This window comes from Falsirhodobacter deserti (assembly GCF_004015795.1).
In the GTDB taxonomy this organism is placed as follows: domain Bacteria; phylum Pseudomonadota; class Alphaproteobacteria; order Rhodobacterales; family Rhodobacteraceae; genus Falsirhodobacter; species Falsirhodobacter deserti.
The window spans coordinates 56,041-70,042 of record NZ_ML137218.1; the positions used below are offsets into that span (position 1 = coordinate 56,041).

Here is a 14,002-nt window from a genome sequence, read left to right on the forward strand (position 1 = left end):
AGTGAATGGCAAGGAAACGGCCATGAACATTGCGCGAGGGGCCCCTGCGTCCTATCTCGCTCTTGACGCAACGCTCTCGCTCTGCCCCAAACGGGTTCATGGAAAAGATCAGCCTCCCCCCCCGCGCGGATCAGCGCGAAGCAGAAACCGGCTTCACCTTTGCCGAAATGCATGGCGAGCCCTATTGGGACGAAACCTCCGCCTATCGTTTCACGCTGGAGGAGATCGAGACGCGGATCGAGGATCCCGCGACCGAACTTCATGCAATGTGCCGCGAGGCGGTGGACCGCATTACCGCCTCGGACGAGTTGATGGAGCGGATGGGCATTCCGCCCGGCTTTCACGACATGGTCGCCCAAAGCTGGCGGAACGGAGAGCCGGAACTTTATGGCCGCATGGACCTTGCCTATGACGGCACGGATGCCAAGCTGCTGGAATACAACGCCGACACGCCGACCTCGCTTTACGAGGCGGCATCGTTCCAGTGGCAGTGGCTTGAAGACCAGATCGCGGCGGGCGTGCTGCCCGAAGGGGCCGATCAGTTCAACCGTATCCACGAGGCACTGGCCGAGCGTTTTGCCGAGCTTTTCGCCCCGAACACCGACCTGCATTTCGCGGCCGCCGGCGGCAATGCCGAAGATTACGCCACGGTGGAGGCAATGGCATGGGCCGCGCGCGAAGGCGGAATGGGCGCACATTACACCGATCTGGAAAAGATCGGCCTGACGGAGGAAGGTCAGTTCTCTGATGCCGAGGATCGCGTCATCGGCACGCTGTTCAAGCTTTATCCGTGGGAAGACATCTTCCATGACGAATTCGGCGCGGCCATCGGGCCATCGGGCTGCCGCTTCATCGAGCCGCCGTGGAAGGCGCTGGTGTCCAACAAGGCCATCCTGCCCGTGTTGTGGGAGATGTTCGAGGGCCACCCGAACCTGCTGCCCGCGTTCTTCCTTGATGATGTGGGCGGCGCACTGCGCGACGGATCGCCGTCCGTTCCCTTGTTCGACCGGGCCCGCGATGCGCTGAAGTCGCACGTGGTCAAGCCGATCTTCTCGCGAGAGGGGTCGTCCATCGACATCATCGAGAACGGCCGCCCGCTGGAGGTCGCAACCGATCGCGGTTACGATAACCAGCCGAAGATCGTGCAGGCCTATGCACCGCTGCCGGTGTTCGACGGCTTCCGGCCCGTCCTTGGCGCATGGGTTGTCGGCCCTACCTGTGTCGGCCTTGGCATCCGCGAAGACCGCGCCCGGATCACGCAGGATCTTTCGCGTTTCAAGCCCCATTTCATCGAAGGATGAGTCCCATGCGCAAACGTTCAGCCACTGTGGCCCTCACGTTGATGGGGGCGGCCTTTGTTCTTTCCGGCTGCAAGGAAGACCAGACGGAGGCTGCGTCCTTTCCCGATCTCGCCTCGTGCAGGGCGCAGGCCGATCAAGGCAGCCTGGCCTTCACCGCCGAGGATTGCGAGGCGGCTTTCGCGCAGGCGCAGGCGGATCACCAGGAGACGGCCCCCCGATATGACGCGCTGGCCGTGTGCGAGGAACAGCACGGTGCAGGCAATTGCGAACAGCAGGCGCAGCAGGGCGGCGGCTTTTCCTTCATGCCGCTGCTGGCGGGGATGATGATCGGGCAGATGCTGTCGGGCGGCCGGGGTTTCATGAGCCAGCCGCTGGTGAACACTGCCAACGGGCGCTATGCGACGCCCGGCGGGGCGCAGGTTGCCTCCAACTCCGGCCGTGGGGCGATGAACACCGCCGCGTTCAACAAGGCGCCCACCACGGCAGGGCGTCCGCCGATGACGCAGGCCGATGTGATGCGGCGCGGCGGTTTCGGTGCCAGCGGCGCCGCCCGTTCGTCGTTCGGGGGGTAAGGCATGGACAAGAAGATCACCTCGCTTGGCACCACCCACCCTTTTGACCGCATCGCCGTGATCGGCGGCGGGGCGTGGGGCACGGCCCTTGCCAGTGTTGCCGCCCGCGCAGGGCGGGAAACGCGGCTGTGGATGCGGGATGCCGAACTGGCCTCGGAAATCGCGACCACGCATCGCAACAGCCGCTATCTTGGCAAGATCGGCCTGCCCCATGCCATCCGCCCCATGACGGACATGGCCGCAGCGCTGAAGGATGCCGAGGCGGTGCTGCTTGTCACGCCGTCTGTCACCATCCGCGCTGTCGCGGCCGAGATCGGACGCCTTGCCGCGCCGGGCGTTCCGATTTTCGTTTGTGCCAAGGGGATCGAAGCCGAAACCGGCCTTCTGATGTCGGCCCTTGTGGAAGAGGTTGCCCCGGGCCGCCCCGTCGGCACCGTGACCGGCCCCACCTTCGCTGCCGAAACCGCAGCCGGCCATCCCACGGCGGTGACGGTTGCCTGCACCACGGACCCGGGGCTGAGCGCGAGCGAACAGGCCGCCACGCGCATGGCGATGTCGCTGACGACCGGAAGTTTCCGTCCCTATGTCTCGGATGACATGGCAGGGGTGGAGGTTGGCGGTGCCGTCAAGAACGTCATCGCCATCGCTTGCGGGATTCTTGCCGGTGCCGGCTTCGGGGACAATTCCCGCGCCGCGATCATCACGCGCGGCCTGGACGAGATGAAGGAACTCGCCGTGCGTCTTGGCGGGCGGCGCGAAACCGTGGCGGGGCTTGGCGGGCTGGGGGATCTGATCCTCACCTGCTCCTCCCGGCAGTCGCGAAACTTCTCCTATGGCATGCAGCGGGGGCAGGGCATCCCCGACGACAAGGTGTTCGAGGGGCGTCCCGTCGTGGTGGAAGGGCGCCATGCCGCCATCACCGTGACCGATCTGGCGCGACGTCTGGGCCTGCACATGCCGATTTGCGAAATGGTGCGTGCGATCACCGCCGATGGCCAGCCCATCGCGATCGCCTTTGCCGGTTACTGGGCCGCGCCCATCCACGCGGAAGCCCGTACGGCGGATCTGGCCTTCGAACATCCGGCCGCCGAAGCCGTAACCCGCCATTTCGAGGAGAAGTTTCCCTGACACCCGCGTTGTCAGGGCGTGCCAACGGGTGTTTACTCGTCCCCGATGCCAAAGTAAGCAATGACAAGTATCCGAACGAACGTTCCGTTTTGGCGGAACCCGTAACGGATCGCGCAAACGGAACCGAGGAACGGGCTCATCCCGCCCGTCATGAGTGAGATCGATATGATGAGCGAGATGCCCTTTTCCCTGCTTCGCGTCGCCCGCAACGGAACGGCGCTGGCGCTCGTGGCGGTCATGATGGCCGGTTGCGGCCTTGCCGATTACACCCCGCCGACGGCCGAGCTTCCCGCCAGCTTCAGCGCCCCCGCGCCCGAACGCGACGCGACGCGCAACATGCTGTGGTGGACCGCGTTCAACGATGCGCAACTGAACGCGCTGATGCAGGCCGGCCTTGCCCGCAACCTTGACGTGGCACAGGCGATCGAGGCGATCAACGAAGCGCGCGCCAATGCGCGGCTGGTCGGTGCCAATGACCTGCCCGAAGTGTCGGCGGGCGCTTCGGCCACGCGCGGCGACCGCGACGGCGTTGGAAACGTGACCGACACGACCGCGGCCACGGCCAATGTTTCGTGGACGATCGATCTGTTCGGGCGCAACCGCAATGCGCGGGCTGCGGCCTCGGCGCAGCTTGATGCGGCCTATTTGTCGGTGGACGTGGCACGGCTGACGATCCTGCAGGCCATCGCTTCGGCCTATATCGACGTGCGCTATTTCCAGGAAAGCATCGCGCTGACGCGGCAAAGCATCGCCAGCCGCCGCGAGTCGCTTGGCCTGACGCAAAGCCAGGTGGAATATGGCAGCGCCCCGCGCCTTGATCTTGTGCAGGCCCAGCAGCTGGTCGCGCAGGCCGAGGCGCAGCTTCCGGCGCTGGAGGTCGGGTTCGACCAATCGGTGAACCGCCTTGCCTCGTTGACGAACCAGCGCACCGCAGCGCTGAAGGCGCAGTTGCAGCGCGGCGCACCCCAGCCCCGCCCGCGCTTCCGCGCCAGCGTCGGCGTTCCTGCCGAAGCCATCCGCAACCGCCCCGACGTCATCGCGGCAGAACGGCAATATGCGGCGAGGGTATTCAACGTGGGCGTGGCGCGCGCGGCTTTCTATCCGTCGCTGTCGCTTTCGGGCACCGTCACCCCGACAAACATCTCGGGCGGGGGCAGCCTCAAGACGTGGAGCTTCGGCCCGCAGCTGAACCTTCCGATCTTCAATGCGCAGAACAACGCCAACCTGACCGTCGCGCAATCGCAGGCCGTGCAGGCGCGGCTGACATGGCAGACAACGGTTCTGGGCGCGATCGAAGAGGTGGAGAACGCCCTTGCCGCCTATAACCGCGATGCGCGCAACATCGAAGCGCAGCGGCGCCTGGTGGAGGCGGCACAGGAAACGGTGAACCTGTCGCGCACCAGCTTCGATATCGGCGAGACGGAGTTCTTCACGGTGCTGGATGCCGAACGATCCTTGCTGGAGGCGCGCAATTCGCTTGCACAGGCAATCCGGCAGCAGGCGGCCAACTTCGTCACGCTCAGCGTTGCAACGGCAGGGGCGGGTATCGGATCGCGCCCGGCGGCCACGCAGGTTGCCGCCGCCGAATAACGGCCTGGCCCCGCCACTTCATCGCAAGGGCGGGGCTGCATATCTGAAGGGGATGGACGATCTTCAAACCCTTCTGGCGCAGGCGCGGTCCTGCACCGCCTGCGCGGCCCATCTTCCGCTGGGCCCGCGCCCCATCCTTCAGCTTTCCGCCGGGTCGCGCATCCTGATTGCCAGCCAGGCCCCCGGCACGAAGGCGCATCTGTCGGGGGTTCCGTTTGATGACGCTTCGGGCCGGCGGCTGCGCGAATGGCTGGGGGTGACGCCAGCGCAATTCTATGACTCTTCGAACTTCGCCATTCTGCCGATGGGCCTTTGCTATCCCGGTCGCAGAACGGGCGGGGATGCGCCGCCCCGGCCCGAATGCGCACCGCTTTGGCGGGACCGCCTGTTGCGGCAGGCCAAGGGTATTCGGCTTACGCTTCTGATCGGAAGCCATGCGCAGGTGCATGTTCTGGGCGCCGGCACGATGACCGACAGGGTGCGCGATTTCCGTTCCTTCCTGCCGGACCACTTGCCGCTGCCACATCCGTCATGGCGATCCACCGGCTGGATGCGCCGCAACCCTTGGTTCGAGGACGAGGTTTTGCCGGAACTGCGTCGGCGGGTGGCCGAACTGCTGCGCCCCGTCACCTATTGACCTTGGCCTTGCCCCGGCCCATCTGGCGCGAGATGGACTGGATTGCTGTTGACCGAAGCTCCCGCCTGCGCCTTTGGCGCATGTCGGGCACCGATGTTCTGGATCGCGCCGAAGCCCCGCGCCCTGAAACAAGGGATGCGCTGCTGGCCGCGCTGCCGGATTGGCCGGGCCCTGTCCGCGTTTCGGGGGCGGCCGATCTTTGGGGGCTGTGGGTGCCCGTTCCCTGCGCCGTTCCGGCACCGGTGGCAAAGGGGCGGATGACGGTCCTGCCGGGGCTGACGCAGGAACGCCCGCTGCCGGACGCAACAGCCGGAACGGCCGCCGTGGCGGGCCTTCTGGCCGTTCATCCGCAGTTCGATGGCACGCTGGTAACCACGGGCGCCCGCACGGTCTGGACCTCTGTCAGCGCGGGCGAGGTGACGGACATGCGCAGCACCGTCACGGGACGACTCTTTGCCTCGCTGGATCGTCCCGGCCCGCTGGACATGCCCGCGTTCGACGAAACGCTGCGCGCCACGCTGTCGCGCCCCGAAACGCTGGCGGCCCAACTGGCCTCGGCCCCGCTGGCGGCGCCCGACCAGGCCCGTGCGCGGCTGTCAGGTGCATTGCTGGGCGCAGAACTTGCCGCGACCAAGCCGTGGTGGCTTGGCCGCGAGGTTCTGGTGGCAGGCGAAGGCGATCTTCCCGCGCTTCTGGTGCGGGCCTTGCAGGCGCAGGGCGCTGCCGCCCGTTTCCTGCCGGAGGAGGATCTGTTGCTGAACGGCCTTCGTTCCCGCTGACAGACGCCTTCGCCCACACTATCGTCTGGCGGAGGAGTGGGAGGAAACATGCAGATTTTCGACGAAACACGGTGCGAGTTGGGCGAGGGGGTCTTCTGGCACCCCGAGCGGGGTCAGGTCTTCTGGTTCGACATCACTCGCAAGCGGCTGCACACGCGTACCGCTGAAGGCCATCGGTCATGGGAGTTCCCCGAGATGATCTCTGCCGGGGGGTGGATCGACCACGACCATCTTCTGATCGCTTCGGAAACGGGCCTGTGGCGGTTCGACCTGCGCGACGGCAGCCATGAACGGCTGGTGCCGATCGAGGCCGACGACGACCGCACCCGCAGCAATGACGGCGGACCCGATCCGTGGGGTGGGTTCTGGCTTGGCACCATGGGCAAGAAGGGCGAGACGGGCCTCGGAACCCTTTACCGCTGGTACAGGAACGAGCTGCGCGTGCTTCGCACGAAGATGAACATCCCCAATGCCATAGCCTTCGATGCAGACCGCTCGCTTGCCTATGTCAGCGATACGCCCACCCATACCGTCTGGGCCTATACGCTGGACAAGGACGGCTGGCCCGAGGGGGAGTCGCGGGTATTCCTGGACCTGTCGGACGAAGGGCTGCGTCCCGACGGGGGCACTGTCGATTCTGAAGGGCGCTTCTGGTCGGCGCCATGGGGATTGGGGCGGGTGGCCGTTTACCGCCCCGCAGGGCAGTTCATCACGGCAGAGGAGGTTCCCGCCGCGCGCAGTTCCCGCCCCGCCTTCGGTGGGCCGGACCTGACGACGTTGTTCGTGACTACAGCACAGGAAGGCATGGATGCCGCGGCCCGCAGGGACGAGCCGAAGGCGGGGATGACCTTTCATGGCAGCGTCACCGTGCAGGGTCGACCGGCGGTCGGGGTGCCGACGCCCCGCGTGGTGATCGGCTGATCACTCGGCCTCGGTGGTGCGCCTGCGATGGCGCATCCCGCGGCGCAGCGACCACAGGACCACCAGAAGATAGGCCAGATCCAGTGCCAGCAGCGCCTGCCATGGCCATGTGAACAGGATTGCCCCGACCGCGATGACGCCAACCACGACAAAGCGCATCCGGTCGGACCGCAGCCGCACCAGTTTCAGCGACGGGGTGCGGATCCTGCTGATCAGCAGCCAGCCGACCAGAACCAGCCACACCGCGATGAGGATGGGCGGCAGGCTGATGCCGGTACGGTCCAGCGCGATGGGCATCAGCGCCAGCATTGCCCCGGCGGGCGAAGGGACGCCCGTGAACCAGCCCGGAACGGCCTCGGGGTCGGGTGCCTTGGTGTCCACATTGAATCGTGCCAGCCGCATCACGCAGCAGATCACGTAGATCAGCACCGCAACCCAGCCAAGGCTATGTCCGCTGCCGAACACCGTCAGATAGACAAGGATGCCGGTTGCCGCGCCGAAGTTCAGGAAGTCGGCAAGGCTGTCCAGTTCAGCCCCGATGGCGCTTTCGCTGCGCAGCATGCGCGCCACGCGCCCGTCCAGTCCGTCAAGGATTGCGGCAAGGATGATCAGGGCAATCGCCTGATCGGGCCGCCCTTCAACCGCGAAACGGATGGAGGTGAGGCCGGCGCAGCTGGCGGCCAGCGTCATCAGGTTGGGCACCTGCTGTGCCAGCGAAAGGCGGCGGGGCTGCTTGTCCATCAGTCACTCCGCACCGCGCGCGGAACCTGCTCGCCCGTCAGGCGGGCAAGGACGGTTTCACCCGCGACCATCTTCTGGCCAACCGCGACCAGCGGTTCCACCCCTTCGGGCAGATAGATATCAAGGCGGGAGCCGAAGCGGATCAGGCCGAAGCGTTCGCCTGCCTGAAGGGGCGCGCCGTCCTTCACGAAAGGCAGGATGCGGCGGGCAACCAGCCCTGCGATCTGCACGCAGGCGATGTCCTGTCCCGTATCCGTCCGCAGCAGCAGGGCGTTGCGTTCGTTATCCACCGAAGCCTTGTCCAGCGAGGCGTTCAGGAACTTGCCGGGGGTGTAGGCCATCTTCACCAGCGTGCCGGTGACGGGCGAGCGGTTCACGTGCACATCGAACACCGACATGAAAATGGAGATGCGCATGCGCGGCGTCGGGTCCATCCCGAGTTCGGGCGGCGGGGCTGCCGGCTGCAGCAACGAGATGATGCCGTCGGCGGGGCTGATGACAAGGCCGTCGCCTTGCGGAACATGGCGCACCGGATCGCGGAAGAAGTAATAGCACCAGATCGTCAGGATCGTACCAAGCCATCCCAGCGGCTCCCAGAGCCAGAACAGGAGGAGGGTGATCACGGCGAAGATGCCGACAAAGCGCCACCCTTCCGGGTGCATCGGTTTCAGGACAACTTCGGACATGCGCATGCGGGTGGTTCCTTTCGGGGGCAATTCCTACCGATAACGTCACTGGGCCCTTGCCCGCAACTCCTCCGGAAATTCTTACTAAATTTATAGGAATAATTTGCGCGGTAATTGCCCGGCTGGTAAGGCGTGCACGTTTGTCCTTTCGGAGCATCGCGAAATGTCCCTATCCCGCCCATTCCTTTTGGGTGCCGGCGTAATGACGCTGGCCACGCAGGCTGTCGCGCAGGAAACCGTCACGGCCCTTCCGACCATTGTGGTGCAGCGGGAGGATGATCCCACCGCACCTGCGGGCGGGTTTGTCGCCGCCACTCTGGCCAGCACGACCAAGACCGGCACCCCGCGGATAGAGACGCAGCAATCCGACAGCGTCATCACGGCCGAACAGGTGCAAGCGCAGGGCGCAAGAACGCTGGGTCAGGCGCTGAACTATGCCGCAGGTGCGTTTGGAGAGCCGTTCGGCAGCGATTCACGCGGCGACAGCCCGCGCCTGCGCGGCTTCGATGGCGGAAACTCGCAATTCCTGAACGGGCTGAAGGTGCTGCGGACCTTCACAACCCCCGCCATCGAAACCTATGGACTGGAGCGGATCGAGGTACTGCACGGGCCCGCCGGCGTGCTGTATGGCGCGGGTAATCCGGGCGGGGTGATCAACCAGATCCAGAAGCGGCCCCAGTTCGCCGATTTCAACGAGGCCGGGCTGTCCTTTGGCACGAACCAGCGCGTGGCCGCCTTCTTCGACCTGAACCGCATGATCACCCCGGACGTGGCGTATCGCTTCACCGGCCTGCTGCGTGACCAGAAGGGCGACGCCGACCAGATCAACGACGATCGCGTGTATCTGGCCCCGGCGCTGACATGGAACATCAACGGGCAGGACAGGCTGACCTTCCTTGCCTCCTATCAGTGGGACAATCCCGAACAGCTCACGGCCAGGGACACCTCGGTGCTGCAAACGGGGCGCGATCCGCTTGGCCGCGACTTTTATCTGGGCGAGGAGGACTACAACCGCTCCGACCGCAAACAGGTCAATCTGGGGCTGGAGTGGGAGCATCGCTTCAACAGCGATTGGTCGCTGAACCAGTCCTTCCGCTACCAAAGCTTCGACTGGGATTACCAGTGGCTGTATCTCAATGCCTTTGGCGCGAATGGAACGGTGGAGCGTCAGGCCACCCGTCAGCACGAGGAAACCTTGTCGCTGAACCTTGATACGCGCCTGACGGGGCGGGCAACAACCGGTGCCGTGGAGCATAAACTGCTTTTCGGCCTTGATATCCGCAAGTCCGATGAGAAGTTGAGCACCGAGTTCGGGAATGGCGTTCCGCCGCTTTCCATGTCGGACCCGCAATACGGCGCGGCCATCGATCCGAACTGGTGGTATGTTGCCAACAGCGACCTGACGTTCCGCCAGACCGGCATCTACGTGCAGGACGAACTTGCGCTTGGCCGTTGGCGCGCCACGCTTGGCCTGCGTCACGACTGGTCCAGCCGCGAAGGAACCACCTATAACAATATTGCCGGGGAAACCGACATCTCTGAAAACAGCAGCGAGACGACCGGCCGTGCCGGTCTGTCCTATGTTTTTGGAAACGGGATCGCGCCCTTTGCCAGCTATGCCACCACGTTCGAGCCGCTGACGGGAACGGATGCGCTGACCGGCGACACCCTGGAGCCCACCACGGCAAAGCAGTGGGAACTTGGCGTGAAGTACAAGCCGACCTTCTTCGACGGCTTCTTCAGGGCGACGCTGTTCGATATCGAACAGAAGAACGTCAGCGTCCGCGTGCTTGATCCGGCAACCGGGGCCCCGACAGACCGGCCGCGGGGCAAGGTGCGCTCAAAGGGTCTGGAGCTTGAGGGCGTGGCGGATCTGACCGACAACTGGTCCCTTCGTGCCGCCTACAGCTATACCGACGCGGAAACCCGCAGCGGCGATTATGTCGGCCTCGTGCCCGAGAACACGCCGCAGGACGTGGCGAGCCTTTGGGTCGATTACACCTTCGGCGAGGGCAGCCGGTTGGACGGTTTCGGCCTTGGCGGCGGTGTCCGCTATGTCGGCGAACGATTCGGGGATGCCAGCAACAACTTCCGCATGGGCGACGAAACCCTGCTGGATGCCTCTGTCAGCTATGAGCGCGAGGCATTCAGGGCCAGCCTGACCGTCCAGAACCTGGCGGATGAAGAGTATCTGGCAAATTGCGGGCTGTTCGGCTGCACCTATGGCGCGGGCCGCACTGTTGTGGCGGATCTTGCCTATAAGTGGTGAGCTTCTGTCTTCTTGCGGCACCATGTGGGATGCCCCAGCGGGCAATTTGCCGGCCTGATGTGGCCGGGAAAGGGCAGCGCCATCCTGCCAAGGAAGACCGCTTGGAAAATCTTTACGAAAATAGTATGGATATCTTGGCCCAGCCATTGACCGGCATTCCGGTTGCGTTGGCGCGCTGAAGGAGATGTGGCGATGGAAAGAACGACGGCCTGTCTGGATGTTCCCGTTGGGGCGTTTCTGCCCGGTCTGATCCGCCGTGCAGCCGAGCTGGAGGTGGAGGTGCTGGACACCCCGCGCGGCAAGTCCGTGAACCTGTTCTATGGCACGCTGGAAGTGATCGAGACCGGCCTCCGCACCACGGTGGAACTGACCTCGACCGATGGTGCGCATCTTGTGAACCTGCGCGATACGCTGACATGGCATCTGGATCAGGAGGGCCTGAACCATTGCATCACATGGGCGCGGATGCGCGCCGGTGCCAGCCCCGCCAACATGGCAGTGGGGCGCGTGGTCGGGGCCTCCCAGATCTCTCCCAACTTCACGCGGGTGCGGCTGGCGGGTGATTATACTCGGTTCCTGGGAGGTGGGCTGCATTTCCGGCTGCTGCTGGGGCCGGCAGGTCTTGGCTGGCCTTCGACCGATGAAACCGGCGGCACCGTCTGGCCCGGCGGCGTGGAGGTGTGGCATCGCCCGGCCTATACCGTGCGCGACATTTGCCCCGAGGGGCGCTGGATCGAGTTCGACATCTTCCGCCACGAAGGCGGGCGTGTGAATGACTGGGCCGCTGCCCTGACCCCGGGCGAAGAGGTCGCGCTGACCGGCCCCGGCGGCACCGGCCTGACCGAAGCGGCGTGGGTCGGCCTGATGGGGGATGAAACTGCGCTGCCCGCCATCATCCGCATGATTCGCGGCGCACCCGAAGGAACGCGGGGCGAGGCTGTGATACTGGTTCCCGAACAGGCCGATGTTCAAGCGGTGGAGTGCCCTGTAGGCATCACCCTGCGCTGGATCTTCCGCAAAAACGGCGACACGCTGATCGATGCCTTCCGGTCGATGCAGGTGCCCGAAGGGCCGCGTTACGTTTATTTTGCGGCTGAAAAGGCCGAAGCCGCGGATGCGCGCGAACATGCTGCGAAGATCGGGCTGAAACGCGGCGAGGTGCATGCGCTGGCTTACTGGGCGAAGTGACGCCAAAATCGGTGCGCCCTGCTTCGGCGGGGCGATTTCATTTTTTTGAATACAAAAGAACCCGCAGTCGATGACTGCGGGCTCTTTTGTGGTATGGTGCCCAGAAGAGGACTCGAACCTCCACGCCTTGCGGCACACGGACCTGAACCGTGCGCGTCTACCAATTCCGCCATCTGGGCTGATGTCGTGGCGGGGGTTTACCTATTGGCATCAGGGGTGTCAACGACAAAACGCAACTTTTTTGCAGGAAGATGACAAGACTTGCCGGACCCTTGTTCGGCGCGTATTTCCAGCATGTGCCAAGACCCGGGAGGAATGGGGATGAGCAAGCTGGTCACGATCTTTGGTGGTTCGGGCTTTGTCGGACGCTATATCGCGCGGCGCCTGGCCCGCGAAGGCTGGCGTATCCGTATCGCAGTGCGCCGCCCGAACGAGGCGCTGTTCCTCAAACCCTATGGCAATGTGGGGCAGGTGGAACCGGTTTTCTGCAATATCCGCGATGATGCTTCGGTGCGGGCGGTTCTTCAGGGGGCGGATGCGGTCGTGAACTGCGTCGGAATCCTACAGGCCAGGGGCGCCAATAGCTTTGCTGCGGTTCAGGTCGAAGGTGCGGGCCGTATTGCGCGCCTTGCGGCAGAGGCGGGGGTCACCCGGCTGGTCCATCTTTCGGCCATCGGCGCCGATGCCAGTTCGGCCAGCGCATATGCCCGCACGAAGGCGGAAGGCGAGGCTGCGGTTCTGGCGGCTTTCCCACAGGCGATGATCCTGCGTCCTTCGATCATCTTCGGCCCCGAGGATGATTTCTTCAATCGCTTCGCCGAAATGGCACGCCGCTCGCGGTTCCTGCCGATCGTGCATGGCGACACGAAATTTCAGCCTGTCTATGTGGACGATGTGGCGCAGGCGGCGGTCATGGGTGTGAACGGCCTTGCCACCGGCACGTTCGAATTGGGCGGCCCCTCTACCGAGACCTTCCGCGAGCTGATGAGCCAGATGCTGACCGTCATCATGCGCAAGCGCCGGCTGGTGGATCTGCCGGTCGGGCTGGCCGGTGCGATGGCGGCCGTTCTGGACGGTTTGCAGAAGATCAGCGGCGGCCTTATCACCAACACCCTGCTTACGCGCGACCAGCTGCGCCTTCTGGCCCGCGATAATATCGTCGCACCGGGTGCGCGGGGTTTCACGGAACTTGGAATCGACTCCCTCGCGTTCGAGGCAGTCATCCCCGAATACTTGTGGCGCTTCCGTCCGAACGGACAATACGCCCGCATGCGGCCCACCGAAAAAAATCTGAAGGCTTGATACCTTATGCATGAAGCGCTTGAAGCCCTCTTCCTTGGCGTGGTCGAGGGATTGACCGAGTTCATTCCGGTTTCCTCTACCGGGCACCTTCTTCTGATCGGTCACTTCATCGGCTTCGAAAGCGCGGGGAACACCTTCGCGGTCATGGTTCAGTTGGGTGCCGTTCTGGCCGTGCTGTCGATCTATGCCGGCAGGTTGTGGAACGTGATGCGCGCGGCCCCGCATGATCCGGAGGCGCGGCGGTTCGTCTGGACGGTGCTGGTTGCCTTTGCGCCTGCGGTGGTGATCGGTGTCATGGCGCATGACATCATCAAGACGGTTCTGTTCGAAACCCCCCGCCTGATCGCGATGATGCTGATCCTGGGCGGCGTCGTGTTGCTGTTCGTGGATCGCCTTGCCATTGCACCCAAGCATGATGATGCCATGCGTTTGCCGATATGGACGGCGCTGCGCATCGGCGTGATCCAGTGCCTTGCGATGATTCCGGGCGTTTCCCGTTCGGGGGCAACCATCGTGGGCGCCCTTGCGCTGGGGTGCAGCAAGCGCGCCGCGGCAGAGTTTTCGTTCTTCCTGTCCATGCCGACCATGCTGGGCGCCTTCACCTATGATTTCTGGAAGAACCGCGATGTTCTGGATGCAGAGCAGTTCGGCTTGATCGGTCTCGGCTTTGTCGCGGCCTTTGTTTCGGGGCTTTGCGTGGTCCGGTGGCTTCTCGGGTTTGTTGCGCGGCGGGGCTACGCTGCCTTTGGTTGGTGGCGAATCATTGTGGGAACCATCGCGATGATCTGGCTTACGTTTGGCTGATGCGGAAACTGTGCTGACCTAATTTTCTCCAATCTGGACTGGATGGTTAGCGAGCGCTCCATAAATCTTCCATATAGGTCAGCG

Annotated in this window: 13 protein-coding genes and 1 tRNA gene; 11 read left to right on the forward strand and 3 right to left on the reverse strand. The window is 64.3% G+C overall.

The annotated features are described in order from the left end of the window. Nucleotides 1-98 precede the first annotated feature (98 nt). The 7 genes from JX25_RS00280 to JX25_RS00310 all read left to right on the forward strand — a co-directional run bounded on the left by JX25_RS00280 (nt 99) and on the right by JX25_RS00310 (nt 6,928). Nucleotides 99-1,301: a glutathionylspermidine synthase family protein gene (locus JX25_RS00280; protein ID WP_128253144.1), complete on the forward strand. Its 1,203-nt coding sequence runs from the start codon at nt 99-101 to the stop codon at nt 1,299-1,301. A gap of 5 nt (nt 1,302-1,306) precedes the next feature. Beyond that, nucleotides 1,307-1,873 (forward strand): DUF1190 domain-containing protein, encoded by a 567-nt coding sequence (locus tag JX25_RS00285; protein ID WP_128253145.1) that lies wholly within the window; start codon nt 1,307-1,309, stop codon nt 1,871-1,873. Between the two features lie 3 nt (nt 1,874-1,876). After that, complete coding sequence (locus tag JX25_RS00290) at nt 1,877-3,001, forward strand: NAD(P)H-dependent glycerol-3-phosphate dehydrogenase (protein WP_128253146.1); 1,125 nt, start codon at nt 1,877-1,879, stop codon at nt 2,999-3,001. Between the two features lie 150 nt (nt 3,002-3,151). After that, a complete protein-coding gene (locus JX25_RS00295) occupies nt 3,152-4,591 on the forward strand; it encodes an efflux transporter outer membrane subunit (RefSeq protein ID WP_241557822.1) in 1,440 nt (479 codons plus the stop codon). 52 nt (nt 4,592-4,643) lie between these two features. Beyond that, complete coding sequence (locus JX25_RS00300; RefSeq protein WP_128253147.1) at nt 4,644-5,228, forward strand: uracil-DNA glycosylase family protein; 585 nt, start codon at nt 4,644-4,646, stop codon at nt 5,226-5,228. An 8-nt stretch (nt 5,229-5,236) separates the two neighbouring features. Continuing rightward, nucleotides 5,237-6,007 carry a 2-dehydro-3-deoxygalactonokinase gene (locus JX25_RS00305; RefSeq protein ID WP_164876012.1) on the forward strand — a complete coding sequence of 257 codons (771 nt, stop codon included), beginning with the start codon at nt 5,237-5,239 and terminating at the stop codon, nt 6,005-6,007. 48 nt (nt 6,008-6,055) lie between these two features. Continuing rightward, nucleotides 6,056-6,928: an SMP-30/gluconolactonase/LRE family protein gene (locus tag JX25_RS00310; protein ID WP_128253149.1), complete on the forward strand. Its 873-nt coding sequence runs from the start codon at nt 6,056-6,058 to the stop codon at nt 6,926-6,928. On the opposite strand, the gene pssA is transcribed toward JX25_RS00310, so the two are convergent. Both pssA and JX25_RS00320 read right to left on the reverse strand, forming a co-directional pair. Further along, a complete protein-coding gene (gene pssA / locus JX25_RS00315) occupies nt 6,929-7,669 on the reverse strand; it encodes a CDP-diacylglycerol--serine O-phosphatidyltransferase (protein ID WP_128253150.1) in 741 nt (246 codons plus the stop codon). Then, nucleotides 7,669-8,361: a phosphatidylserine decarboxylase gene (locus JX25_RS00320; protein ID WP_128253151.1), complete on the reverse strand. Its 693-nt coding sequence runs from the start codon at nt 8,359-8,361 to the stop codon at nt 7,669-7,671. Before JX25_RS00320 ends, pssA begins: the two co-directional genes overlap by 1 nt. A 157-nt stretch (nt 8,362-8,518) precedes the next feature. Here JX25_RS00320 and JX25_RS00325 point away from each other — a divergent pair, with 157 nt between their 5' ends. Together JX25_RS00325 and JX25_RS00330 are read left to right on the forward strand one after the other, a co-directional pair. After that, nucleotides 8,519-10,624 carry a TonB-dependent siderophore receptor gene (locus JX25_RS00325; protein WP_128253152.1) on the forward strand — a complete coding sequence of 702 codons (2,106 nt, stop codon included), beginning with the start codon at nt 8,519-8,521 and terminating at the stop codon, nt 10,622-10,624. 192 nt (nt 10,625-10,816) lie between these two features. Continuing rightward, nucleotides 10,817-11,812 (forward strand): siderophore-interacting protein, encoded by a 996-nt coding sequence (locus tag JX25_RS00330; RefSeq protein WP_128253153.1) that lies wholly within the window; start codon nt 10,817-10,819, stop codon nt 11,810-11,812. Between the two features lie 94 nt (nt 11,813-11,906). On the opposite strand, the gene JX25_RS00335 is transcribed toward JX25_RS00330, so the two are convergent. Further along, a tRNA-Leu gene (locus JX25_RS00335) sits at nt 11,907-11,991 on the reverse strand. Nucleotides 11,992-12,133: 142 nt separating this feature from the next. Between JX25_RS00335 and JX25_RS00340 the strand changes: the two genes are divergently transcribed. Both JX25_RS00340 and JX25_RS00345 read left to right on the forward strand, forming a co-directional pair. Next, nucleotides 12,134-13,114, forward strand: a complete 981-nt coding sequence (locus tag JX25_RS00340; RefSeq protein ID WP_128253154.1) for a complex I NDUFA9 subunit family protein — start codon at nt 12,134-12,136, stop codon at nt 13,112-13,114. A 6-nt stretch (nt 13,115-13,120) separates the two neighbouring features. Beyond that, nucleotides 13,121-13,918 (forward strand): undecaprenyl-diphosphate phosphatase, encoded by a 798-nt coding sequence (locus tag JX25_RS00345; protein ID WP_128253155.1) that lies wholly within the window; start codon nt 13,121-13,123, stop codon nt 13,916-13,918. Nucleotides 13,919-14,002 lie beyond the last annotated feature (84 nt).

Coding starts and splice junctions, on each gene's coding strand:
- JX25_RS00280 (WP_128253144.1), top strand. CDS start 99: ATGGAAAAGATCAGCCTCCCCCCCCGCGCGGATCAGCGCGAAGCAGAA.
- JX25_RS00285 (WP_128253145.1), top strand. CDS start 1,307: ATGCGCAAACGTTCAGCCACTGTGGCCCTCACGTTGATGGGGGCGGCC.
- JX25_RS00290 (WP_128253146.1), top strand. CDS start 1,877: ATGGACAAGAAGATCACCTCGCTTGGCACCACCCACCCTTTTGACCGC.
- JX25_RS00295 (WP_241557822.1), top strand. CDS start 3,152: ATGAGTGAGATCGATATGATGAGCGAGATGCCCTTTTCCCTGCTTCGC.
- JX25_RS00300 (WP_128253147.1), top strand. CDS start 4,644: ATGGACGATCTTCAAACCCTTCTGGCGCAGGCGCGGTCCTGCACCGCC.
- JX25_RS00310 (WP_128253149.1), top strand. CDS start 6,056: ATGCAGATTTTCGACGAAACACGGTGCGAGTTGGGCGAGGGGGTCTTC.
- pssA (WP_128253150.1), bottom strand. CDS start 7,669: ATGGACAAGCAGCCCCGCCGCCTTTCGCTGGCACAGCAGGTGCCCAAC.
- JX25_RS00320 (WP_128253151.1), bottom strand. CDS start 8,361: ATGCGCATGTCCGAAGTTGTCCTGAAACCGATGCACCCGGAAGGGTGG.
- JX25_RS00325 (WP_128253152.1), top strand. CDS start 8,519: ATGTCCCTATCCCGCCCATTCCTTTTGGGTGCCGGCGTAATGACGCTG.
- JX25_RS00330 (WP_128253153.1), top strand. CDS start 10,817: ATGGAAAGAACGACGGCCTGTCTGGATGTTCCCGTTGGGGCGTTTCTG.
- JX25_RS00340 (WP_128253154.1), top strand. CDS start 12,134: ATGAGCAAGCTGGTCACGATCTTTGGTGGTTCGGGCTTTGTCGGACGC.
- JX25_RS00345 (WP_128253155.1), top strand. CDS start 13,121: ATGCATGAAGCGCTTGAAGCCCTCTTCCTTGGCGTGGTCGAGGGATTG.